19 protein-coding genes are annotated in these 22733 nt (G+C 72.2%); 12 read left to right on the top strand and 7 right to left on the bottom strand.

Annotation, left to right across the window (positions count from 1 at the left end; all coding sequences use genetic code 11):
- The first annotated feature begins 43 nt into the window (after nucleotides 1-43).
- Nucleotides 44-634, top strand: a complete 591-nt coding sequence (locus ACIOC0_RS30695) for a hypothetical protein (RefSeq protein WP_402158992.1) — start codon at nucleotides 44-46, stop codon at nucleotides 632-634.
- Nucleotides 635-691: 57 nt separating this feature from the next.
- Nucleotides 692-2239 carry an FAD-dependent oxidoreductase gene (locus tag ACIOC0_RS30690; RefSeq protein ID WP_402158991.1) on the top strand — a complete coding sequence of 516 codons (1548 nt, stop codon included), beginning with the start codon at nucleotides 692-694 and terminating at the stop codon, nucleotides 2237-2239.
- A 28-nt stretch (nucleotides 2240-2267) separates the two neighbouring features.
- Here the strand turns inward: ACIOC0_RS30690 and ACIOC0_RS30685 are convergent, their stop codons facing one another.
- The 6 genes from ACIOC0_RS30685 to rhaI form a co-directional block, all read right to left on the bottom strand.
- Nucleotides 2268-2909: a lactate utilization protein C gene (locus ACIOC0_RS30685; protein ID WP_402158990.1), complete on the bottom strand. Its 642-nt coding sequence runs from the start codon at nucleotides 2907-2909 to the stop codon at nucleotides 2268-2270.
- On the bottom strand, nucleotides 2906-4384 hold the full coding sequence (locus ACIOC0_RS30680; RefSeq protein ID WP_402158989.1) for a LutB/LldF family L-lactate oxidation iron-sulfur protein: 1479 nt from the start codon (nucleotides 4382-4384) through the stop codon (nucleotides 2906-2908). Before ACIOC0_RS30680 ends, ACIOC0_RS30685 begins: the two co-directional genes overlap by 4 nt.
- A complete protein-coding gene (locus ACIOC0_RS30675) occupies nucleotides 4381-5136 on the bottom strand; it encodes a (Fe-S)-binding protein (protein WP_402158988.1) in 756 nt (251 codons plus the stop codon). Before ACIOC0_RS30675 ends, ACIOC0_RS30680 begins: the two co-directional genes overlap by 4 nt.
- A 79-nt stretch (nucleotides 5137-5215) precedes the next feature.
- Complete coding sequence (locus ACIOC0_RS30670) at nucleotides 5216-6664, bottom strand: rhamnulokinase family protein (RefSeq protein WP_402159077.1); 1449 nt, start codon at nucleotides 6662-6664, stop codon at nucleotides 5216-5218.
- A 5-nt stretch (nucleotides 6665-6669) separates the two neighbouring features.
- The gene (locus tag ACIOC0_RS30665) at nucleotides 6670-8709 is read right to left on the bottom strand and encodes a bifunctional aldolase/short-chain dehydrogenase (protein ID WP_402158987.1); all 2040 of its coding nucleotides are present in this window, start codon (nucleotides 8707-8709) and stop codon (nucleotides 6670-6672) included.
- A gap of 142 nt (nucleotides 8710-8851) precedes the next feature.
- Nucleotides 8852-10012, bottom strand: coding sequence for an L-rhamnose isomerase (gene rhaI, locus ACIOC0_RS30660; RefSeq protein ID WP_402158986.1), 1161 nt, complete (start codon nucleotides 10010-10012; stop codon nucleotides 8852-8854).
- A gap of 327 nt (nucleotides 10013-10339) precedes the next feature.
- Here rhaI and ACIOC0_RS30655 point away from each other — a divergent pair, with 327 nt between their 5' ends.
- From ACIOC0_RS30655 to ACIOC0_RS30610, 10 genes are all read left to right on the top strand, one after another.
- The gene (locus ACIOC0_RS30655) at nucleotides 10340-11857 is read left to right on the top strand and encodes a sugar ABC transporter ATP-binding protein (RefSeq protein WP_402158985.1); all 1518 of its coding nucleotides are present in this window, start codon (nucleotides 10340-10342) and stop codon (nucleotides 11855-11857) included.
- The gene (locus tag ACIOC0_RS30650; RefSeq protein WP_402158984.1) at nucleotides 11854-12894 is read left to right on the top strand and encodes an ABC transporter permease; all 1041 of its coding nucleotides are present in this window, start codon (nucleotides 11854-11856) and stop codon (nucleotides 12892-12894) included. Before ACIOC0_RS30655 ends, ACIOC0_RS30650 begins: the two co-directional genes overlap by 4 nt.
- Nucleotides 12887-13864 carry an ABC transporter permease gene (locus ACIOC0_RS30645; protein ID WP_402158983.1) on the top strand — a complete coding sequence of 326 codons (978 nt, stop codon included), beginning with the start codon at nucleotides 12887-12889 and terminating at the stop codon, nucleotides 13862-13864. Before ACIOC0_RS30650 ends, ACIOC0_RS30645 begins: the two co-directional genes overlap by 8 nt.
- Nucleotides 13865-13989: 125 nt before the next feature.
- A complete protein-coding gene (gene rhaS, locus ACIOC0_RS30640; protein WP_402158982.1) occupies nucleotides 13990-15072 on the top strand; it encodes a rhamnose ABC transporter substrate-binding protein in 1083 nt (360 codons plus the stop codon).
- Nucleotides 15073-15089: 17 nt separating this feature from the next.
- Entirely contained in the window at nucleotides 15090-15410 is a 321-nt protein-coding gene (locus ACIOC0_RS30635; protein WP_402158981.1) for an L-rhamnose mutarotase, read from the top strand.
- Nucleotides 15411-15427: 17 nt separating this feature from the next.
- Nucleotides 15428-16852 carry a BNR repeat-containing protein gene (locus tag ACIOC0_RS30630; protein WP_402158980.1) on the top strand — a complete coding sequence of 475 codons (1425 nt, stop codon included), beginning with the start codon at nucleotides 15428-15430 and terminating at the stop codon, nucleotides 16850-16852.
- Between the two features lie 88 nt (nucleotides 16853-16940).
- Nucleotides 16941-17960 (top strand): LacI family DNA-binding transcriptional regulator, encoded by a 1020-nt coding sequence (locus ACIOC0_RS30625; protein WP_402158979.1) that lies wholly within the window; start codon nucleotides 16941-16943, stop codon nucleotides 17958-17960.
- 126 nt (nucleotides 17961-18086) lie between these two features.
- A complete protein-coding gene (locus ACIOC0_RS30620; protein WP_402158978.1) occupies nucleotides 18087-19388 on the top strand; it encodes an alpha/beta fold hydrolase in 1302 nt (433 codons plus the stop codon).
- Between the two features lie 9 nt (nucleotides 19389-19397).
- Entirely contained in the window at nucleotides 19398-20141 is a 744-nt protein-coding gene (locus ACIOC0_RS30615) for a PIG-L deacetylase family protein (protein WP_402158977.1), read from the top strand.
- A gap of 186 nt (nucleotides 20142-20327) precedes the next feature.
- Nucleotides 20328-21161, top strand: a complete 834-nt coding sequence (locus ACIOC0_RS30610; protein WP_402158976.1) for a pentapeptide repeat-containing protein — start codon at nucleotides 20328-20330, stop codon at nucleotides 21159-21161.
- Here the strand turns inward: ACIOC0_RS30610 and ACIOC0_RS30605 are convergent.
- Nucleotides 21123-22637, bottom strand: coding sequence for a cytochrome P450 (locus ACIOC0_RS30605; protein WP_402158975.1), 1515 nt, complete (start codon nucleotides 22635-22637; stop codon nucleotides 21123-21125). The two genes, ACIOC0_RS30610 and ACIOC0_RS30605, sit on opposite strands and share 39 nt — an antisense overlap.
- Between the last annotated feature and the right edge of the window lie 96 nt (nucleotides 22638-22733).

The following is a 22733-nucleotide window of genomic DNA, read 5'->3' as shown; positions in this document are numbered from 1 at the left end:
CGGGACGCGGGGCGGTGTCAGTGCCTCCCGGTACCGTCCGATCATGGGCGTGTACCTGGTGAGCATCGACGGGCGTGAGTGGTTCGGCGAGGAGGAGGGCGGGCACGCGGCCGTCGCCTCCGCCCTGAACGAGGAGCTGCGGCGGCGCGGTCTGCCGGCGTTCGACAGCGTCGGCGGGCCGGGGGCCGGATCCCCGGCCGCCCGCGGCTGGTTCGAGGAGAAGGTCTTCCCGCCGATGGACGGTTTCGAGGTTTGGTGCCGGGAGCACCTCGGTGAGGCCGAGCGGGAGACGCTGTACGGCTGGACGGTCCTCGTGCCGCCCTCCCTTGAGGAACGCGTCGAACTTCCCTTCGGCTCGGGGTACTGGGAGGAGACGGTGATCGCGGGCGCCCCGCAGGTCCTCGCAGCCGCGGAACGGCTGGCCACGGCCGTCGGCCTGCCCCTGGACCTGGTGCCGGCGACGGGCGGCAACCTCGAACTGACCTTCTGGTTCTTCGAGGGCGGGGCCGCCGAGGCCGCCGGGTCCCGGCCCGGACCGTGGAGCGAGGACCTGGACGCGGCCTTCTACGCGGCGGTCTACCTGCGCGCCGCCCAGTACTCCCTGCGGCACGGCTGTCCGATGGTGTACTCCTGACGGGGGGAGTGGCGCCCGGGCCCGTGTGACCGGGCCGGTCGCGGGCACCCGGGCCCCATGGACGAGCAGGCGGGCATCGACGTTCACGAGGGTTCGTACTGGCTGCACACCGTGCCCCCCGGCACACCGGCGCCCCCGCCCGAGGGGCCGCTCACCGTCGACGTGGCCGTGGTCGGCGGCGGTGTCGCGGGCCTGTGCACGGCGTGGGAGGTGGCCCGGCGGGGCCGCTCGGTGGCGGTGCTGGAGGCGCACCGGATCGCGGCAGGCGTCACCGGCCACACCACGGCCAAGCTGAGCGCCCAGCACACCCTCGTCTACGACGGTCTGCGCCGCACCCGCGGTCCGCAGGGCGCCCGGCTGTACGCCCGTTCCCAGATGGACGCCGTCCGGCATGCCGCGGCCACCGCCGAGGAACTGGGCGTCGACTGCGACTGGGAGGACACGGCCGCCTACACCTACGTCGAGGACCCCGGCCGCACGGACGAGCTGAAGGCCGAGGCGGAGGCCGCCCGGGAGGCGGGGCTGCCCGCCGAGTACGTCACCGAGACGGACCTGCCGTTCCCCGTCGCCGGCGCGGTCCGGGTGGGGGGCCAGGCCCAGTTCCACCCCCGCAAGTACCTCATGGCGCTCGCCGACGACATCCGGCGGCTCGGCGGCGTCATCCACGAGAACACCCGGGTCACCGGCCTGGACGAGGGCGAACCCTGCGAACTGACCGTGCGGACCCCGACGGCGACGACGAAGGTCACCGCCCACAGCGTCGTCGTCGCCACCCACTACCCCGTCTTCGACCGGGCCCTGCTGTTCACCCGGCTCTCCCCGCGCCGCGAACTGGTGCTCGCCGCACCGGTGGACGCCGACCGCGCCCCGCTCGGCATGTACATCACCCAGGAGCTGAACACCCGCTCGGTGCGCACGGCGCCCCTGGGCGGCGGCCGCCGGCTGCTTCTCGTCACCGGCGAGCACTTCACGCCCGGCACGGGCGGCGACGTCGAGGAGCGCTTCGCGCGGCTCGCCGCCTGGGCGACCGACCGCTTCGGAGACCTCGACTTCACCCACCGCTGGGCCACCCAGGACAACGACTCCACCGACTCCGTCCCCCTCGTCGGCCCGCTCCACCCCGGCGGCAGGAACACCTATGTGGCCACCGGCTTCGGCGGCTGGGGCCTGAGCACCGGGATCATGGCCGGCCGGCTGCTGAGCGAGCGGATCACCGGCCGGGACTGCGCGTGGAGCGACCTGTACGACCCCCGCCGGATCGCCTCCGTCGTCCGCGAGGGCGCGACATTCCTCAAGCACCAGGCCGACGTGGCACGGCACTTCGTGGGCGACCGGCTGCCCTCCACGAGCGGCACCGCCGTGGACGAGATCGCCCCGGGCGACGGCGCGGTCGTCCGGGTCGCGGGGCAGCGGTGCGCCGTTCACCGTGACGAGGCCGGGCAACTGCACGCCGTGTCGGCGCGCTGCACCCACCTGGGGTGCCTGGTGTCGTTCAACCGTGCGGAGAAGGCCTGGGAGTGCCCCTGCCATGGCTCCCGCTTCGACACCGAGGGCCGGGTCGTCCAAGGGCCGGCCCAAGAGCCCTTGGAGCGGCGCGATTTGTGACCGCCCGGGCCGATCCGCGACATCACGGTCAGCCGACGAGGATCACCTCCAGGGTGCGCGGCCCGTGCACCCCCTCCACGCGGTCCAGTTCGATGTCGCTGGTCGCCGAAGGACCGGAGATCCATGTCAACGGCCGGGCCGGATCGAGCCGTTCGAGGGCCTGCGGCACGGAGGACACGACCTGGTCGGGCACGCGGACGACGAGGACGTGGTGGTCCGGGACGAGGGTGATCCGGCGGCGCCCCTGGTCGGGGGAGCCGTCCAGCACGATCGTGCCGGTCTCGGCGACGGCCACCGCGCACCCCGTCACCACGCTGTCGACCAGGTCCAGCTCGTGCGGTGTGCTGCCGGGCAGGTCCGGGACCCGTTCGACGTCCGCCGCCGCGAGCCACTCGGGCCGCAGTCCCGGCGGAACCAGCACCGTTCGCGCCCCGCGCGCCGCCAGCACGCCGGCGAGGGTCGCCGCCAGGTCGCCGGCAGCGCAGCGGTGCACGACCGCCCGGTAGTCGGCCAGGTTCTCGGCCAGCAGATCCACCGCCTCCGAGGCGCTCAGAGGGCCGTGCTCGCGCGCGTAGTCACGCGTCACCGCCCTCTCGTACGGCTCCTCGTCCGGCCGTACGTCCGCCAGCGCGCGCCGCACCCGGCCCAGGATCCGTTCCCTGCTGCTCACTTGGGGTCCTCCTCGCCGCCACGGGTCCGCTGCCACCAGTCGCGGAACGGCTCGGCGGGCACCGCCGGCAGCTCCCGCGAGGCGCTCCACGCCCTGCCGGGGCCGGGCAGGGCACGCGGATGGAAACGGCGCGTACGGGACGCCAGCCGCTGCCCGGCGCGCAGGGCTCCGGGGCGGGCGAACGCCCAGCGGGCCGCCCGCATCGCCGCACGCTCACCGGCGTGGCCCTTGGCGGGCTGCAGCACGACCCTGTTGCCGTCCCGGGTCGCCGGACCTCCCTCGACGACGCGTTCCCGCAGGTGCACCAGTACCTCGGGGATGTCGATGGCGACCGGGCACACCTCGTAGCAGGCCCCGCACAGCGACGACGCGTACGGCAGCGAGGCGTCGATCTCGGACCGCGTGCCCCGCAGTTGGGGGCTCAGGATGGCGCCGATCGGGCCCGGGTACACCGACCCGTAGGCGTGCCCGCCGGCCCGCTCGTACACCGGGCACACGTTCAGGCAGGCCGAGCAGCGGATGCAGCGCAGCGCCTGCCGGCCCACCTCGTCGGCGAGGGTGTCGGTGCGTCCGTTGTCCAGCAGCACCAGATGGAAGACGCGCGGGCCGTCGCCGTCGGTGGTGCCCGTCCACATGGACGTGTACGGGTTCATGCGCTCGGCGGTGGAGGAGCGGGGGAGGGTCTGCAGGAAGACCTCCAGGTCCCGCCAGGTCGGCAGCACCTTCTCGATGCCGACGACGGAGATCAGCGTCTCGGGCAGGGTGAGGCACATCCGCCCGTTGCCCTCCGACTCCACGACGACCAGCGTCCCGGTCTCGGCGACCATGAAGTTGGCCCCGGAGATGCCCACCTTGGCCCGCAGGAACTTCTCCCGCAGGTGCAGCCGGGCCGCCTCGGCGAGTTCGGCCGGGGTGTCGGTCAGTTCCTCGGGGGCGGGCCGGCCCCACTCGCCCATCTCCGCGCGGAAGACGTCCCGGATCTCACCACGGTTGCGGTGGATCGCCGGCACGAGGATGTGCGAGGGCCTGTCCTTGCCCAACTGCACGATCAGTTCGGCGAGATCGGTCTCGTAGGCGCGGATGCCCTCGGCCTGAAGCGCCTCGTTCAGCCCGATCTCCTGCGTGGCCATGGACTTGACCTTGACGACCTCCGACTTGCCCGTCTCCTTGACGAGTTCGACGACGATCCGGTTGGCCTCCTCGGCGTCCGCCGCCCAGTGGACGGTGCCGCCCGCCGCCGCGACGGCGTCCTCCAACTGCACCAGGTAGTCGTCCAGATGGCGCAGCGTGTGGTCCTTGATGCGCTTGCCGGCCTCGCGCAGCTCCGCCCAGTCGGACACCTCCGCCACGGCCTTCGCCCGCTTGGCGCGGATGGTGTGGGTGGCGTGCCGGAGGTTGCCGCGCAGGGTGCGGTCGCCGACGGCTTCCCGCGCCGCCTCCGGGAACGCGGGCATTCCCACGAACGTTCCGCTCACAGGGCCGACTCCTCCTCGGTGCTCGCCAGGATCTCCGCGATGTGCACCGGCCGCATGCCGGACCGCAGCCGCGCCATCATGCCGCCGAGGTGCATCAGACACGAGTTGTCGGCCGCGCACAGCACCTCCGCGCCCGTCGCCTGCGCATTGCGCACCTTGTCCGAGCCCATCGCCGCCGAGACGTCGGGGTTCTTCACCGCGAACGTGCCGCCGAACCCGCAGCACTCCTCCGCGCCCGGCAGCTCCACCAGCTCCAGCCCCTTCACCGCCCGCAGCAGCCGCAGCGGGCGCTCGCCCAGCCCGAGCCCGCGCAGCCCGTGACAGGTCGGGTGGTAGGTCACCGTGTGCGGATAGTACGCCCCGACGTCCGTCACCCCGAGCACGTCCACCAGGAACTCGGTCAGCTCGTACGTCTTGGGCACCACCGGCGCCAGCGTCGCCGCGAGAGCGCCCCCGCGCCCCTCCGCCCTGGCCCGCTCGCCCATCCGCGGATACAGCTCCCGCACCATCGCCCCGCACGACCCCGAGGGCGTCACGATCGCCTCGTACCCGCCGAAGACATCGGAGAAGTGCCGGGCGAGCGGCTCGGCCTCGTGACGGTAGCCGGTGTTGTAGTGGGCCTGGCCGCAGCAGGTCTGCGCCATCGGGAAGTCGACCTCGACGCCCAGTCCGGTCAGCAGTTTCACCACGGCACGGCCGGTGTCCGGATACAGCGTGTCGTTGACACAGGTCAGGAACAGTGCGACACGCATCGCGGCTCCTCGGGTCTGTCATCGGATGAGTGCAGCGTAATCGGGCGGATCCTCTCGCAGGGAGCCCCGCCCCGCCCCGTCACGTGTCGAGCCGGGCCTGCGCCTCGCGCCAGCGGCCGGTGCCGCCCTGCGGCTCGTAGCGGGTCAGGGGCTGGGTGCGGGCGAGCAGCCGCCGCATGGCGTGGCGGTCGCCCACCAGGCCGTGCGCCCGCGCCTGGACCAGCACGTTGCCGAGCGCGGCGGCCTCCGTCGGACCGGCCACCACGGGCAGCCCGCAGGCGTCGGCGGTCAGTTGACACAGCAGCGCGTTGCGCGTGCCCCCGCCCACGATGTGCACGACGTCCACCGGGTGGCCGGCCAGCTCCCGCGCCTCCTCGACGGCCCGCCGGTGGGCCAGCGCGAGCGAGTCCAGGATGCACCGGGTGATCTCGCCCGGCGTGCCGGGCACCGGCTGCCCCGACGCCCGGCACGCCTCGGCGATCCGCTCCGGCATCCGCCCCGGGGCCAGGAACGCCGCGTCCCCCGCGTCGATCACCGACCGCAGCGCCGGCGCCCCGGCCGCCTCCCGCAGCAGCACGCCCAGATCCGGGTCGCCCCAGGCCCGTACGCACTCCTGGAGCAGCCACAGGCCCATGATGTTGCGCAGATAGCGGACCGTGCCGTCCAGGCCCAGCTCGTTGGTGAAGTTGGCGGCCCGGCTCTCCTCGCCGAACACCGGCGTGTCCAGCTCCAGCCCGGCCAGCGACCAGGTGCCGGTGCAGATGTACGCGAACCGCTCGCCCGTCGCCGGCACGGCGGCCACCGCGGACGCGGTGTCGTGCGAGCCGACGGCCGTCACCGGCACGGGCCCGGTGAGACCCGTCTCCTCCAGCACCTGAGCCCGCAGCAGTCCGGCCGCATCCCCCGGCCGGCGCAGCGGCGCGAACAGGCTCAGGTCGATGCCCAGCCGGGCGGCCACGTCGTACGCCCAGTCCCCGGTCCGGGGGTCGATCAACTGGGTGGTGGAGGCATTGGTCAGCTCGGTGCCCTGCTCGCCGGTCAGCCAGTACGTCAGCAGATCGGGAATGAGCAACAACCGCTCCGCGTGCGCGAGTTGCTGTGTGTCATGCGCCGCGGCCAACTGATACAGCGTGTTGAACGGCGCGTACTGCACCCCCGTCGCCGCGTACAGCTCCGCCGCCGGGACGGTGGCCCACACCTTCTCCGCGACGCCCTCCGTGCGCGCGTCGCGGTAGTGCACCGGGTTGCCGAGCAGCGCCCCGTCGGCGTCCAGCAGGCCGTGGTCGACGGCCCAGCTGTCCACGCCGACGGAGTCGAGCCGCCCGCCGCAGCGGACGCCCGCCGCCCGCAGCCCGTCCAGGACGCCCGCGTACAGCGCCAGCACGTCCCAGCGCAGCCCCTCGGGAATCCGCACCGGCCGGTTGGCGAACCGGTGCGCCTCGGTCAGCTCCAGCGAGTCGGGGCTCACCCGGCCGACCATCACACGCCCGCTGGACGCGCCGAGGTCGACCGCGGCGTACGAGCGCACGGCGGTCACCGGAGGAAGGCGGCCGCGACGCCGGCGTCGACCGGGACGTGCAACCCGGTGGTGTGCGTCAACTCGCCGCCGGTCAGCGCGAACACGGCGTTGGCCACGTGCTCCGGCAGCACCTCCCGCTTGAGGATGGTGCGTTGCGCGTAGAACTCGCCCAGCTTCTCCTCCTCCACCCCGTACACGGCCGCCCGCTGCGCGCCCCAGCCACCGGCGAAGATGCCCGAACCGCGCACCACACCGTCCGGGTTGACCCCGTTCACACGGATGCCGTGTTCGCCCAACTCCGCTGCCAGCAAACGCACTTGGTGCGCCTGGTCGGCCTTGGTCGCGGAGTAGGCGATGTTGTGGGGCCCGGCGAACACGGCGTTCTTCGAGGCGATGTAGACGATGTCCCCGCCGAGCTCCTGCGCGATCATCACCCGGGCCGCCTCACGGGACACGAGGAACGAGCCGCGGGCCATGATGTCGTGCTGGAGGTCCCAGTCCTTCGCCGAGGTCTCCAGCAGCGGCTTGGAGACGGAGATCCCCGCGTTGTTGACGACGAGGTCCACCCCGCCGAAGGCGAGCACGGCGGCCCGGAAGGCCTCGGCGATCTGCTCCTCGGAGGTGACGTCGACGGTCACGGCGACGGCCTTGTCCGGCCCGCCCAGTTCCTCGGCGACCGCGGCCGCGTTCTGTGCGTTCAGGTCGGCGACGACGACGCAGGCGCCCTCCGCGACCAGCCGGCGCGCGATCGCCTTCCCGATCCCGCTGCCCGCACCGGTCACCAGCGCGACCCGCGTGGCCAGCGCCTTCGGCTTCGGCATCCGCTGGAGTTTGGCTTCCTCCAGTGCCCAGTACTCGATGCGGAACTTCTCCGACTCCTCGATCGGCGCGTACGTCGAGACGGCTTCCGCGCCCCGCATCACGTTGACGGCGTTGACGTAGAACTCCCCGGCGACCCGCGCGGTCTGCTTGTCCTTGCCGAAGGAGAACATGCCCACGCCGGGCACCAGCACGATCGCCGGATCGGCGCCGCGCATCGCGGGGGAGTCCGGCAGGGCATGCGCCTTGTAGTAGGCGGCGTACTCCTCCCGGTACCCGGCGTGCAGCTCCTTCAGCCGCGTCACCGCCTCCTCCACGGGCACGTCCGGCGCCAGGTCCAGCACCAGCGGGCGCACCTTGGTGCGCAGGAAGTGGTCGGGGCAGGAGGTGCCGAGCGCGGCGAGCCGGGGGTGCTCGGCCCGCGCCAGGAAGTCCAGGATCACCTCGGAGTCGTCGAAGTGCCCGACCTGCGGCCTGTCCTTGGAGGCGATCGCCCGGAGGTACGGCGCGAGTGCGGCCGCCCGCTCCCGGCGCTCCGCCTCGGGCAGCGCCCCGTACCCGTCGATCACGGGCCCGAACGGCTCCGGCCTCCCCTTCTCCGCCAGGAAGGCCTCCGCGGTGCGGATGATGTGCAGCGAGTTGCGCTCGCACTCCTCGGCGGTGTCACCCCAGGCGGTGATCCCGTGCCCGCCCAGCACACAGCCGACGGCCCGCGGGTTCGCCTCCTTGATCGCGGCGATGTCCAGCCCCAGCTGGAAGCCGGGCCTGCGCCAGGGCACCCAGGCGACCGAGTCCCCGAAGCACTCCGCGGTCAGCTTCTCCCCGTCGGCGGCGCAGGCGAGCGCGATGCCGGAGTCCGGGTGCAGATGGTCCACGTGCGCGGCGTCGACGAGACCGTGCATCGCGGTGTCGATCGAGGGCGCGGCCCCGCCCTTGCCGTGCAGACAGTAGTCGAACGCGGCGACCATCTCGTCCTCGCGCTCCACACCGGGATAGACGTCGACCAGGGCCCGCATCCGGTCCAGCCGCAGCACGGCGAGCCCGGACGCGGTGAGCGTCCCGAGGTCCCCGCCGGACCCCTTGACCCACATCAGCTCGACGTCCCCACCGGTGACGGGATCGGTGTCGGTGCCCTTCGCGGACGCGTTCCCGCCGGCGTAGTTCGTGTTACGGGGATCAGCGCCGAGCCGACGGGACCGGGCGAGCAGGGCGGCGGCTTCGGGATGGGTTGCCATGAAGCTTCAGTCCTTAACTGTGAGAGACGGTGAGTGCAGCGCCTCAGGGGCGCGGGGCCGTGTCGATCTGCGGCCCGGCCGCGCGGGCGCGGTCAGCCACGACGGGCCCGCAGCCCGCGACGAACAGAAACTCGGCAGACGCTCACGCCCCCCACCCGGCCTGCTCCCCACCGACCCGCTCGGCAACGATCCTCTCGGCCCACCCGGACGCCTTGTACGCGGCGATCGGGTTCGCGTCCAACCCCATCTCCTCGCGCACCTCCGCGAGCAGCGCCCGCACATCCGTGTCGTAAGCGTCCATCAGCACCGCGTTCGCCTCCAGCACGTCCCCGGACGCCTGGGCCGCGGCCAGCGCCTGCCGGTCGACCAGCAGCGCCTTCGCCGTGGCCTCCTGCACGTTCATCACGGAACGGATGATCGCCGGGATCTTCGCCTCGATGTTGTGGCACTGGTCGAGCATGAAGGCCACTTCGGAGGTGAACCCGCCCCCGCGCACCACCTCGTACATGATCCGGAACAGCTGGAACGGGTCGGCCGCGCCCACCATGAGGTCGTCGTCGGCGTAGAAGCGGGAGTTGAAGTCGAACCCGCCGAGCTTGCCCTCCCGCAGCAGCGTGGCGACGATGAACTCGATGTTGGTTCCCGGCGCGTGGTGCCCGGTGTCGACGACGACCTGCGCCTTCGGGCCGAGCTTCAGACAGTGCGCGTAGGCCGTGCCCCAGTCCGGCACGTCGGTCGTGTAGAAGGCCGGTTCGAAGAACTTGTACTCCAGCAGCATGCGCTGCCCGTCCCCGAGCCGGGCGTACACCTCGGCGAGCCCTTCAGCCAGCCGGTCCTGCCGCCCTCGTACGTCGTCCTGGCCGGGGTAGTTGGTGCCGTCGGCGAACCACAGCTTCAGGTCGGTGGAGCCGGTCGCGTCCATGATGTCGACGCACTCCAGGAGATGGTCGACGGCCTTGCGCCGCACCCTCGCGTCCGGATGGCAGATGCTCCCCAACCTGTAGTCGTCGTCCTGGAAGGTGTTGGAGTTGATCGCCCCGAGCCCCACGCCCCGGTCCTCGGCGTGTTTCGCGAGTGCGGAGTAGTCCTCCACCTTGTCCCAGGGGATGTGCAGGGCCACCGTCGGCGCCACGCCCGTGAACTCGTGCACCTTCGCCGCGTCGTCCAGCTTCTCCTGCGGTGTGCGCGGCACGCCCTGCTGGGCGAACACCTTGAAGCGGGTCCCGGAGTTCCCGTACGCCCATGACGGCGTCTCGACGGCCTGGGTCTTCAGCGCGGCTCTCACCGCGGCGAGGTCGGTCACTTCGGGCTCCTGTGACGTCGGGTTCTGTCGGAAGACACGTCCTGAACGCTTCCGCGGAGGCGTCCCTGAGGTCTTCAGCGGAAGCGACCGTATGAAACGATTCAGAAGGGGAAGCTATGAGGCCGCCGGGGGAGTGTCAACCCCTCTGCCCACGGGTGTCTTCCGGGGCCTCTGCGTGATCTCCGGGTATCGAAAACTTTTCGAGGTCGACCCATTGACGTGACATGGCCGCCGTGCCTAACGTCCCGGCCAACCGATTGAAACCTTTCACGACGTCGTGACGGCCCCCGGCGGGAGCGGATCGCGAGCGTCGTCGAGGAGCCATCCATGACCCACCCGTCCGACACGGGACCGGCCCCGGTGCTGGCGCTCGAGGACGTCTCCAAGTCCTTCGGCGCCGTGCGCGCCCTCAGGGGCGTCCGTCTGGAGCTGTTCCCCGGCGAGGTGCACGCCCTCGCCGGGGAGAACGGCGCGGGCAAGTCGACCCTCATCAAGACGCTCGCCGGGGTGCACCGACCGGACGCCGGCCGGGTGCTGCTCGACGGCGAGCCCGTCGTCTTCCACGGCCCCGGCGACGCCCGTGACGCCGGCATCGCCGTCATCTACCAGGAGCCCACGCTCTTCCCCGACCTGTCCATCGCCGAGAACATCTTCATGGGCCGCCAGCCGCGCCGCGCCCTCGGCCGGATCGACCACCAGGCCACCCGCGACGCCACCGCGGCCCTGATGACGCGGCTGGGCGTCGACCTCGACCCCGACCGCCCCGCGCGCGGCCTGTCCATCGCGGACCAGCAGATCGTCGAGATCGCCAAGGCGCTCTCCTTCGACGCCCGCGTCCTGATCATGGACGAGCCGACCGCGGCCCTCACCGGCAGCGAGGTCGCCCGGCTCTTCGGCGTCGTACGCACTCTGCGCGAACAGGGCGCCGCGGTGCTGTTCATCTCGCACCGCCTGGAGGAGATCTTCGAGATCTGCCGACGGGTGACGACCCTGCGCGACGGCGCCTGGATCGCCAGCGAGCCGGTCGACGGCATGACCGAGGACGACCTCGTGCGCCGTATGGTCGGCCGCGACCTGGATGAGCTCTACCCGAAGCAGGACGTCGAGCCCGGCGAGGTCGCCCTCAGCGTCCGCCGGCTCACCCGCGAGGGCGTCTTCACGGACGTCTCCTTCGACGTCCGGTGCGGCGAGATCGTCGGCCTCGCCGGACTCGTCGGCGCCGGCCGCACCGAGGTCGCCCGCGCGGTCTTCGGCATCGACCGCTGGGACGCCGGCGAAGTGGAGGTGCGCGGAAGGCGGTTGACGAACGGCGCCCCCTCCACCGCCATGGCCGCCGGCCTCGCCCTCGTCCCCGAGGACCGCCGCGCCCAGGGCTTGGTGATGGACATGTCCATCGAGCGCAACATCGGCCTGACCGGGCTGCGTACGACCGTGAGGGCCGGCCTGATGGACCGCGGCGCCGAACGCAGCCGGTCCCTCGACTGGGCCGTCAAGCTCCGGGTCAAGTACGCCCGGATCGCCGACACCGTCAACACGCTCTCCGGCGGCAACCAGCAGAAGGTCGTCCTCGCCAAGTGGCTGGCCACCGGCCCCAAGGTGCTCATCGTCGACGAGCCCACGCGCGGCATCGACGTCGGCACCAAGGCCGAGGTGCACCGGCTGTTGTCCCGGCTCGCCGCCGACGGGGTCGCCGTCCTGATGATCTCCTCCGACCTGCCGGAGGTCCTCGGCATGGCCGACCGCGTGCTGGTGATGCACGACGGCCGGCTCACCGCCGAGATCCCCCGCTCCGAAGCCACCGAGGAAACCGTGATGGCCGCAGCCACGGGGAGGGCCGCCGCATGACGGTGACCGCCCCCGACCACGCACCCGCCGCCGAGACGACCAGGTCCAGCGGCACCCGGCTGGTCGACCGCGTCTTCAGGATGCGCGAACTCGCCATCCTGGTCGTCTTCCTGGCGATGATCGCGATCGCCCGGGCCGGCAACAGCGAGTTCCTCTCCGAACAGGGGATCAAGGACCTGCTGCTGAACGCGACCATCCTGGTCCTGGTCGCCACCGGGCAGTCGCTGGTGGTGATCACGAGGAACGTCGACCTGTCCGTCGGCTCCACGCTCGGCATCACCGCCTTCGCCGCCGGCACCTGCCTGAACGGCGGCGGCAACCCGGTCGTCGCGGTCGCGCTCGCGGTGCTCCTCGGCATCGGCGTCGGGCTCCTCAACGGCCTGCTGGTCAGCCTCGGCCAGGTGCCCGCCCTCGTCGTCACCCTCGGCACGATGTACATCATCCGAGGCGTCGACTCCATCTGGGTCGGCTCCCGCCAGATCACCGCGGCCGACCTGCCCGGCGGGTTCGTCGACTTCGGCTCCGGGGGCATCTCCGCCGTGCCCTGCCTGGCGCTGATCGCCCTCGCCGTGCTGATCGCCACGGCCTATTTCCTCAAGCACTTCGGCAGCGGCCGGGAACTGTACGCGCTCGGCTCCAACCCGGAGGCGGCCCAACTCGCCGGCATCCCCGTGCGCAGGCGGATCCTCGCCGCCTACACCTTCTGCGGCGCCCTCGCCGGCCTCGCGGGAGCGATGTACCTGGCCCGGTTCGGCAACGTGGACTCCGGTACCGGCACCGGTTACGAACTCACCGTGGTCAGCGCCGTGGTGGTCGGCGGAGTCGTCTTCACCGGCGGCTCCGGCAGCGTCCACGGCGCGGCGCTCGGCGCCCTCCTGCTGACCTCCGTCAACGGTGTGCTGCCCGCCCTCGGCGTCAGCTCCGTCTGGGTGCTCGCCATCAACGGCATCCTGCTCATCCTCGCCATCGCCGTGGACCGCGTCGTCGCGCTGCGGGTGGCGTCGGCCCTGAAGAAGAGGAGCGCCCGCCATGCCTGACTCTCTGACGCGCGCGGTCCGGTGGGACACGGTGGTCGGCGCCCTCCTGATCGCCCTGCTGCTGTTCTCCTTCACCTTCGTCGACGGCTTCGGCAACGCCTTCAACCTGTCGTTCCTGATCGGCAGCACCCTGCCCGTCGCGCTGATCGCCCTGCCGATGACGATGCTCGTGGTCGCCGGCGAGATCGACCTGTCCGTCGCTTCCACGGCGGGACTGTCCGGCGCGGTGATGGGCAGGCTGTGGAACGAGGGCATGACGATCGAGACGATCATCCCCGTCTGTCTGCTCCTCGGGCTGGTCTGCGGGCTCGTCAACGGGCTGCTGGTGACCCGGCTGGGGCTGCCGTCCCTCGCCGTCACCATCGGCACCCTCGCCGCCTACCGGGGCATCGCGCAGATCGTGCTCGGCTCCGACGCGGTGACCGACTTCCCCGCGCAGTACCTGGACTTCGCGGCCGGCCGCATCGGCGACACGTTCGTCCCGTACGCCTTCCCGCCGTTCCTGGCGCTGCTCGCGATCACCTTGGTCGTACTGCACGCCACACCGTTCGGGCGGTCGCTGTTCGCGATCGGCGCGAGCGAGGAGGCCGCGCGGTTCGCCGGTGTCCGCGTCAAGCGGCACAAGCTGGTCCTGTTCACGCTGACGGGGCTGGTGGCGTCCCTCACCGGGGTGTTCTGGGCGCTGCACTACGCGAGCGCCCGCTACGACAACGCGACCGGTCTCGAACTGTCCGTCATCGCCGCGGTGTTGCTCGGCGGCATCGACTTCGACGGCGGCAAGGGCACGCTCGGCGGCGCGATCGCCGGGGTCTTCCTGCTGGGCGTGCTGCAGAACGTGATGAGTCTTCAGGACGTGTCCGCGCAGTCGCAGATCGTGGTGACCGGTGTGCTGCTGGTGGTGTCCGTGCTGGGGCCCCGGGTCGCGAAGCAGGTCGCTGTCGCCCGGGCGGCGGCCGGCTCCTCCGGATAGGTCGTCTTTCAAAGTCGCGGCCGCCAGTGGCTGGTCGCGCCCGCGCGGCGGAGCCGCACATCAATACAGACCCGCGCCCCTGGAGGGGCGCGCTGTGATCGCCCTCGTGTAAAGGAACCCCCGCCATGCGCAGAACCTCCCTCCGCCGTGCCTGCGCGGCCCTCGCCGCCGTCTCCTCGCTCGCGCTCGCCGCCACCGCCTGCGGCGGCACCACCAAGGAGGACGTCAAGAACGAGAGCACCGGCGCCGCCGCCTCCGCCGGCAAGGCCGACCCGAACGCGGCGACCAAGAAGGGCCTGACCGTCGGCTTCCTGCCCAAGCAGGTCAACAACCCGTACTTCACCTCCGCCGACAAGGGCGGCGAGGCGGCACTGAAGGAATTGGGCTCCGGCTACAAGGAGGTCGGCCCCTCCAGCGCTACGGACACCTCGGGGCAGGTGTCGTACGTCAACACGCTCACCCAGCAGCGGGTCGACGCGATGGCCGTGTCCGCACAGGACCCGGGCGCCCTGTGCACCGCGCTCAAGCAGGCCATGGGCAGCGGCATCAAGGTCGTCACCTACGACTCCGACACCGACCCCGGGTGCCGCAACGCGTTCGTCTCCCAGGCGTCCGCCGAGGACCTAGGCCGCACCGAGGTGCAACTCCTCGCCCAGCAGATCGGCTACAAGGGCGAGATCGCGATCCTGTCGGCGGCGCAGACGGCGACGAACCAGAACGTCTGGATCGACTTCATGAAGAAGGAGCTGGAGGACCCGAAGTACAAGGACATGAAGCTCGTCAAGATCGCGTACGGCAACGACGACGCCCAGCAGTCCTTCCAGCAGACGCAGGGCCTGCTCCAGGAGTACCCGAACCTGAAGGGGATCATCTCCCCGACCACCGTCGGCATCAAGGCCGCCGCCCAGTACCTGTCGGGCTCCAAGTACAAGGGCAAGGTCAAGCTGACCGGCCTCGGAACCCCCGACGACATGCGCAAGTACGTCAAGAACGGCACCGTCGAGGCGTTCGAGCTGTGGGACCCGGCGAAGCTCGGCGCGCTCGCCGCGCAGACCGCCGTGGCGCTGGTCTCCGGCCAGATCACCGGCAAGGAGGGCGAGACCTTCAAGGCGGGCACGACCTCGTACATCATCGGCAAGGACGGTGTGATCAGCCTCGGCAAGCCGACCGTCTTCGACGCGAAGAACATCGACCAGTTCAACTTCTAGGAAAGCGACGGTACTTCATGCAGCGCGTCTGTTTCCTGCTCAAGGTCCGCCAGGACAGGGTCGCCGAGTACCGCGAACGTCACGCCGCCGTGTGGCCCGAGATGCTCCAGGCGCTCTCGGCCACCGGCTGGCGCAACTACTCGCTCTTCCTGCGCGAGGACGGCCTGCTGGTCGGCTATCTGGAGACCGAGGACTTCCCGGCCGCCCTGGCCGGCATGGAGGCCGCCGAGGTCAACGCCCGCTGGCAGGCCGAGATGGCGCCGTTCTTCGAGTCCCTCGACGGCTCCCGCCCCGACGAGGCCATGAAACCGCTCACCGAGGTCTTCCACCTCGCCTGACGACGAAGGTCCCCGCGATGAACCGACGTACCCTGCTCGGCGCCGCACTCGCCGGGGCCGTGGCGGCCCCCGCCCTGGCCGCCGGCACCGCCCGGGCCGCCGACCCGGGCCCCTCCGTCACCCGGACCGGCACCACCACCCTCGACGGCCAAGCCCTCTTCTTCGTCTCCTACGACGGGCTGGTCAACAACAACTCCTTCCAGAAGAACGGCCTGTTGACCTACAAGGGCCACCAGTACGCGGCCTGGTACACCGCCGACCGGAGCGCCGTCGTCGCCCGTCGCGCGCTCGGCGCGAGCACCTGGTCCACCGTGAGGATCGGCCACACCCTGCGCTACGACGACTCCCACAACGTCATCTCCATGGGCGTCTCCGCCATCGACGGCCGGCTCCACCTCGACATGGACTCCCACAGCGACGGCTTCACCTACGTCAAGTCGGCCGCCGGACTCATGGACGACCCGGCCGGACTCAGCTGGACCGCGAGCCGCTTCGGCGCACCACAGTCCACCCTCGACGGCCTCGCCCTCACCTCCCAGTTCACCTACCCGCAGTTCGTCTCCACGCCCGAGGGCCGACTCCAGCTCAGCTACCGTGTCGCCGTCTCCGGCAACGGCCGCAACGCGCTCGCCGAGTACGACGGCGTGAAGTGGACGGACCTCGGCGAGTGGTCCGGCTCCACGGGCACGTACACCAGCGAGCACGGCTCCAGCACCGCCCGCAACATGTACCTGCACGGCATCGACTACGACGTGAACGGCCGGCTGCACTCCCTCTTCACCTGGCGCGAGCAGAACGGCGCCGTGATGTGCTCCGGCGGCGGCATCACCAACCACGACACCGGCTACGTCTACTCCGACGACCGCGGCCGCACCTGGCGCAACGACGCCGGCACGGTCGTCGGTGTCACCGGCGGCGCCGACAAGGTGGCCGTCACCGACGCGGGCCTGGTCGTGGACCCGCTGAACCCGGACCACTCCCTGATGAACCAGGAGAGCCAGTTCACCGACTCCGCCGGCCGGCCGCACGCGATCATCTCCTACGTCCCCGGCCGCTTCGGCCAGTGCACGACGAACTACGTGGCCGACCGCACCGCCGACGGGCGCGCCTTCCACCTCCGCAAGGACGCCTCGGGCGGCTGGCGCAAGACGGAGATCCCCGTCCCGCTCGGCTCCAGCCAGCGCACCAAACTGGTGCTGGACAAGTACGACAACGCCTACGCGGTCTTCCCGTTCGGGCGGATCGCCGGTGCGTCCAAGGCCTCCGGGCACACCGACTGGAAGCTGCTGTTCGACGGCAGCGGACTGAACGCCTTCGGCGAGGTCGTCGTCGACGAGACCCGTATCGCGAAGGACGGCGTCCTGTCCTTCATGTACCAGGAGAAGTCGACCGGGACGACCCCCTCGGCGCTCCACGTCGTCGACTTCCGGCTGCCCGCCTGACCGGTCGGGCGGCGCGACGGGAGGGCGGTAATGTGAAGGCCTTCCCGCCGCACCCGTTCGCTTTCGTTCCCCTGGAGGTCCCCGCCTGATGGCCCAGTCGGTGGGTATCAAGGACGTCGCCCGTGCTGCCGGAGTCTCCGTCGGCACGGTCTCCAACGTCATCAACCGCCCGGACACCGTCGCGACCGAGACCCGGGCCCGGGTGCTGTCCGCGATAGACCGGCTCGGCTATGTGCGCAGCGAGTCCGCCCGCCAACTGCGCGCGGGCCGCAGCCGGATCATGGGGCTGCTCGTCCTCGACATGGGAAACCCCTTCTTCGTGGACGTCGCCCGCGGGGCCGAGCGGGCCGCCCGGCGGTCGGGGCTCGGCGTGATGGTCTGCAACAGCGCCGAGAGCGTCGGCGAGGAGGCCGAGTACCTCGCCCTCTTCGCCGAGCAGCGCGTGCGGGGCGTGCTGCTCACCCCGGCCGACGCCACCGGCCGCAACATCGCCTCCTTCCGCCGGCACGGCATCCCCTTCGTGCTGGTCGACCGGGTCTCCGAGGGCACCACCGAATGCTCGGTGTCCGTCGACGACGTCGCCGGCGGCGCGCTCGCCGTACGGCACCTCGTCGACGCCGGACACCGCTCGATCGCTTACGTCAGCGGCCCGCCCGGCTTCAACCAGGTCCGCGACCGCCGCACCGGCGCGCTCGACGCCCTCGCCGAGGCCGGCCTCGGCCCCGAGCACCTGCGTGAGCTGCCCACCGAGCGGCTCGACGTCGCCGCCGGCCGGGACGCGGGCGCCCGCCTGCTCGGCCTCGCCGACCGCCCGACCGCCGTGTTCTGCGCCAACGACCTGCTCGCCCTGGGCGTGCTGCAGGCCATGTACGCGGCCGGCGTCAACGTCCCCGACGACCTGGCCATCGTCGGCTACGACGACATCGAGTTCGCGGCCGCCGCCGCCGTCCCCCTCACCTCGGTCCGCCAGCCCGCCGTCACCATGGGCGCCCTGGCCGCCGAGATGCTCCTGGAGGAGACCGAGGACGACGGGAGCGGCCACGAACACCGCCGGGTCGTGCTCCAGCCCGAGCTGGTCGTCCGCCGCTCCAGCCTCTCCGCCCGCTGACCGGCCGTTCAGCAGCGGTGTCCGCGCCGTTCCGGCGGCGGACGGTGATCCCTGGTCTCCGGCGACGCCAGGCCGTGTGCTGAACTGGGACGCGGACCGACACACCGAGCGTCCCTGGAGCCCCTGTTGTCCCACCGCTACCGTCAGCCCGGCGTCGTCCTCACCGACCGACGCTTCACCGTGCCCCTCGACCACGCCGATCCGGCCGGGGAGACGATCGGGCTGTACGCCCGCGAGGTCGTCGCGAGCGACAAGGAACACCAGGACCTGCCGTGGCTGCTGTACCTCCAGGGCGGGCCCGGCTTCGGCGCCGACCGCTTCGTCGGCAAGCCCGGCTGGCTCGGCCGCGCGCTGAAGGAGTTCCGCGTGCTCCTCCTGGACCAGCGCGGCACCGGTCATTCCAGTCCCGTCAACCGCCAGACGCTTCCGCTGCGCGGCGGGCCCGCCGAACAGGCCGACCACCTCACCCGCTTCCGCGCCGACTCCATCGTCCGCGACTGCGAGCTGGTCCGCCGCGAGGTCACCGGCGGCGCCCCCTGGACCGTCCTCGGGCAGAGCTACGGCGGCTTCTGCGCCGTCACCTACCTGTCCTTCGCCCCCGAGGGCCTGGCCGCCGCCCTGATCACCGGCGGGCTGCCCTCCCTGGACGCCCACGCCGACGACGTCTACCGGGCGGCCTACCCGCGCATGGAGCGCAAGACCGCCGCGCACTACGCCCGCTACCCGCAGGACGTCGAACGCGCCCGCCGCATCGCCGACCACCTCCTCACCCACGAGGTGACGCTCCCGAGCGGCTACCGCCTCACCGTGGAGGCCTTCCAGAGCCTCGGCAGCCTCCTCGGCGGCAGCCAGGGCAGCCACCGTCTGCACCACCTCCTGGAGGACGCCTTCGTCCCCACGCCGCACGGCCCCGAGCTGTCCGACGCCTTCCAGGAACAGATCCAGGGCCTGCTGTCGTACGCGAGCCACCCCCTGTACGCCCTCGTCCACGAGTCGATCTACGGGCAGGACAGCCGGCCCACCGCCTGGGCGGCGGAACGGGTGCGCGCGGAGTTCCCGCAGTTCGACGCGGCGAAGGCGCTCGCCGACGACGGCCCGCTGCCGCTCACCGGCGAGACCGTCCACCCCTGGCTGTTCGACGTCGACCCCGCGCTGCGCCCGCTGCGCGAGACCGCCGGACTCCTCGCCGCCCGCACCGACTGGACGCCCCTGTACGACCCGGCCCGCCTCGCCGCCAACGAGGTCCCGGTGGCCGCGGCGATCTACCACGACGACCTGTACGTCGACACCGCGCACTCCCTGCGGACGGCCCGCGCGGTGCGCGGCCTGCGCACGTGGGTCACCGACGAGTTCGAGCACGACGGCGTCCGCGCCGGCGGCCCCCGCGTCCTGGACCGCCTCCTCGCCCTGACCCGCGACGAGGTCTAGTGTGCGGACATGACCGAGCCGACGAGCACCCAGCTCAAGCCGATGCCCGAGGACTGGCGGCGCGCGCTCGCCGTCGTCGCGCACCCGGACGACCTGGAGTACGGGTGCTCCGCGGCGATCGCCGCCTGGACCGACGCCGGCCGTGAGGTCGCCTATGTGCTGGCGACCCGCGGCGAGGCCGGCATCGACACCGTCCCGCCCGCCGAGTGCGGGCCGCTGCGCGAGCGCGAACAGCGGGCGAGCGCCGCCGTCGTCGGCGTCACCGCCGTCGACTTCCTCGACCACCGGGACGGCGTGATCGAGTACGGCCCCGCGCTGCGCCGCGACATCGCCGCCGCGATCCGCCGGCACCGGCCCGAGCTGGTCATCACGCTGAACCACCGTGACACCTGGGGCGGCATCGCGTGGAACACCCCGGACCACGTCGCCGTCGGCCGCGCCACACTCGACGCGGCCGGCGACGCCGGGAACCGCTGGATCTTCCCCGAGCTCACCGAGCAGGGCCTCGAACCCTGGAACGGCGTCCGCTGGGTCGCGGTGGCGGGCTCCGCGTCCCCCACCCACGCCGTCGACGCCACTCCGGGCCTGGACCGAGCCGTGGCCTCCCTGCTGGAACACCGCTCCTACATCAACGCCCTGACCGACGAGAACGCCGAAACCTACGCCCGCAACTTCCTCACAGAAGCAGCCCACTCAGTCGGCGAACGCTTCCACAACCGCCCAGCAGTAGCCTTCGAACTGTTCCCCCGCTGACCACCGCGCGATCGGCCACGACGGTGGGAGGCCGGAGCACGGCGTTTTCGGTGCGCCCCGGCGAGGGCGCTGTCGAGCCCGGGGTGCGGCAGCACCGGGAAGGGGCGCGGGGAACCGCGCGATCGGCCACGACGGCGGGTCCGCGGAGGACGGCGCCAGGGAACCGCCTCCTATAGAGTCGGGCGAATGCGAGAAGACACGGCGCCCCGCGCACATCTCCGCGGCGACTGCGCCAACTGCTTCGGCCTGTGCTGCGTAGCCCTCCCGTTCGCCCGCTCCACGGACTTCGCGCTCGACAAGGACGCCGGCAAGCCCTGCCCCAACCTCGCCGAGGACCACCGCTGCGGCATCCACGACCGCCTGCGGCAGAAGGGCTTCACCGGCTGCACGGTCTACGACTGCTTCGGCGCGGGACAGAAGGTCTCCCAGGTCACCTTCGGCGGCCGGGACTGGCGCACGGGCGGGCGCGAGCAGATCCGCCGTATGACCGAGACGTTCCCCGTCGTCCGGCAGCTCCACGAGCTGCTGTGGTACCTGACCGAGGCGCTCGCCCACCCGGCGGCCCGCCCCGTCCACGCCGAACTGCGCGCCATGCTGACGACGATCGACGACCTCACCCGGCTGCCGCCCGGGGAACTGGCCGCGCTGGACGTCCCCGCGCACCGCCAGGACGTCAACGTGCTGCTGCTGAGGACCAGCGAGCTGGCGCGGGCCGGCATACCCGGGCGGGCGAAGCGGGAACGACGGGGCGCCGATCTGATGGGCGCCCGCCTCAAGGGCGCCGACCTGCGCGGGGCGAACCTGCGCGGCGCCTGTCTGATCGCCGCCGACCTCACCTCCGCCGACCTGCGCGGCGCGGACCTCATAGGCGCCGACCTGCGGGACACCGACCTGACGGACGCCGATCTGACCGACGCGCTCTTCCTGACCCAGCCGCAGGTCGACGCGGCCCGGGGGAGCGCCGGCACCCGCCTGCCGGGGTCACTCGCCCGCCCCGCCCACTGGACCGGGCGCTCCTGACACGGCGGGCCGGGGCACGGGCCGCCGCTCCAGCCGCAGCCGCAGCCCCTCCGGCATCAGCGTCAGCCGCTCGGTGACCCGCAGCCGGTAGGCCGGGTCGGGCAGCAACTCGTAGCGGCGCAGCAGCAGCCCCAGCACCAGCGTGGCCTCGTGCAGCGCGAACTGCCGTCCGATGCAGGCCCGCGCCCCGGTGCCGAACGGCTTGTAGGTGTGCGGGGCACGCGCGCGTACCGCCCCGGCGTCGAAGCGGTCCGGGTCGAACCGTTCGGCGTCCTCGCCCCAGACCTCGGGGTCGCGGTGCAGCATCGGCGTCAGGATGAGCGCCCAGCCGCCGCGCCGCATCGGATGCTCGCCGGCGAGCACGGTGTCCTCGCGGGCCTCTCGCGCGAACGCGGGCGCCGTGGGCCACAGCCGCAGCGACTCGTCCAACACCCGCCGCACATAACGGAGTTTGGCGACCTGGTCGTAGCCGGGCGCCGGGGTGTCGCCCCACACCCGGTCCACCTCGGCGCGGGCGCGGGCGGCGACGTCGGGGTGGCGGGCGAGGTAGTACAGGGCGAAGGAGAGCGCGCCGGAGGTGGTCTCATGGCCCGCGACGAGGAAGGTGACGACCTGCCGGCGCACGTTGCGCGCGGAGAGGCGTTCGCCGGTCTCGGGGTGCGCGGTCCGCAGCATCCGGTCCAGCAGGTCGCCGCCCCCGGGGCCGCTGTCGCGGCGGGCGCGCACCAAGTCGTCGACGGTGCGGTCGAGATAGGCGATGTCCGCCTCGTTGCGGCGCGTGGCCCCTCTCAACAACCGGGGAGAAGGAACGGTGTTGAGCCGCTGGGCGTAGCTGAGCGCGCCCACCATCGCCGTCACGAACGGATGCGGACGGGACCGTTCGAAGGAGCCGAAGTCGTGCCCGAAGCCGGTGCGGGCGATCGTCTCCAGGGTCAGTTTGGTCATGTCGCCCGGCACGTCGACGAGTCGGCCGGCGGCGAGGGCGCGGTCCCAGTGACCGGTGAGCCGTTCCGCCACGTCCAGCATCATCGGGTGGTAGGCGGCCATGGCCTCCCGGCTGAACCCCGGGGCGAGCACGTCGTGCGCCAACTGCCAGTTGGGCTCGTGGTTGTACGCCGTGAACAGCGCGTCGCCGGCGAGCGGCCGCAGGTTGGCGACGCCCAGCCCCACGTGCTTGGCGAACCGCTTCTCGTCCGCCATGTCGGCGGCGTGGCGCGCGCCCCACACGAACACGAACTCCCGGCCGAAGGCACGGCGCCGGAAGACCGGCCCGAGCCGTCGGGCGTGCCGCATGGAGTCCTGCAGCGGTGTGCGCAGGCTCGCGCCGATCACGTCGCCGAGCAGCGGGAGCCGGTAGGGCGGATGCGGGAGGCGGTCCAGCTCGGGCCACCCCAGCTCGGCGCCGCGGAACCCCGTCGGCGGACCGCCCCCGTCCGGCCCGGCCCCGCCGGTCACCCCTGCTGTCGTCTCCGCCATGACGCGATCTCCCTTGATCCAGCGGCAGGTCGAGCGTGTTGTACGTGAGTTCAATAGCGCGTTCAGTGTCGTCCCGCCGCTGAACCGGCGTCAAGT

It is taken from the genome of Streptomyces sp. NPDC088254 (genome assembly GCF_044740925.1).
Classification (GTDB): Bacteria; Actinomycetota; Actinomycetes; order Streptomycetales; family Streptomycetaceae; genus Streptomyces.
This window is presented reverse-complemented; position numbering and strand designations above follow the sequence as displayed.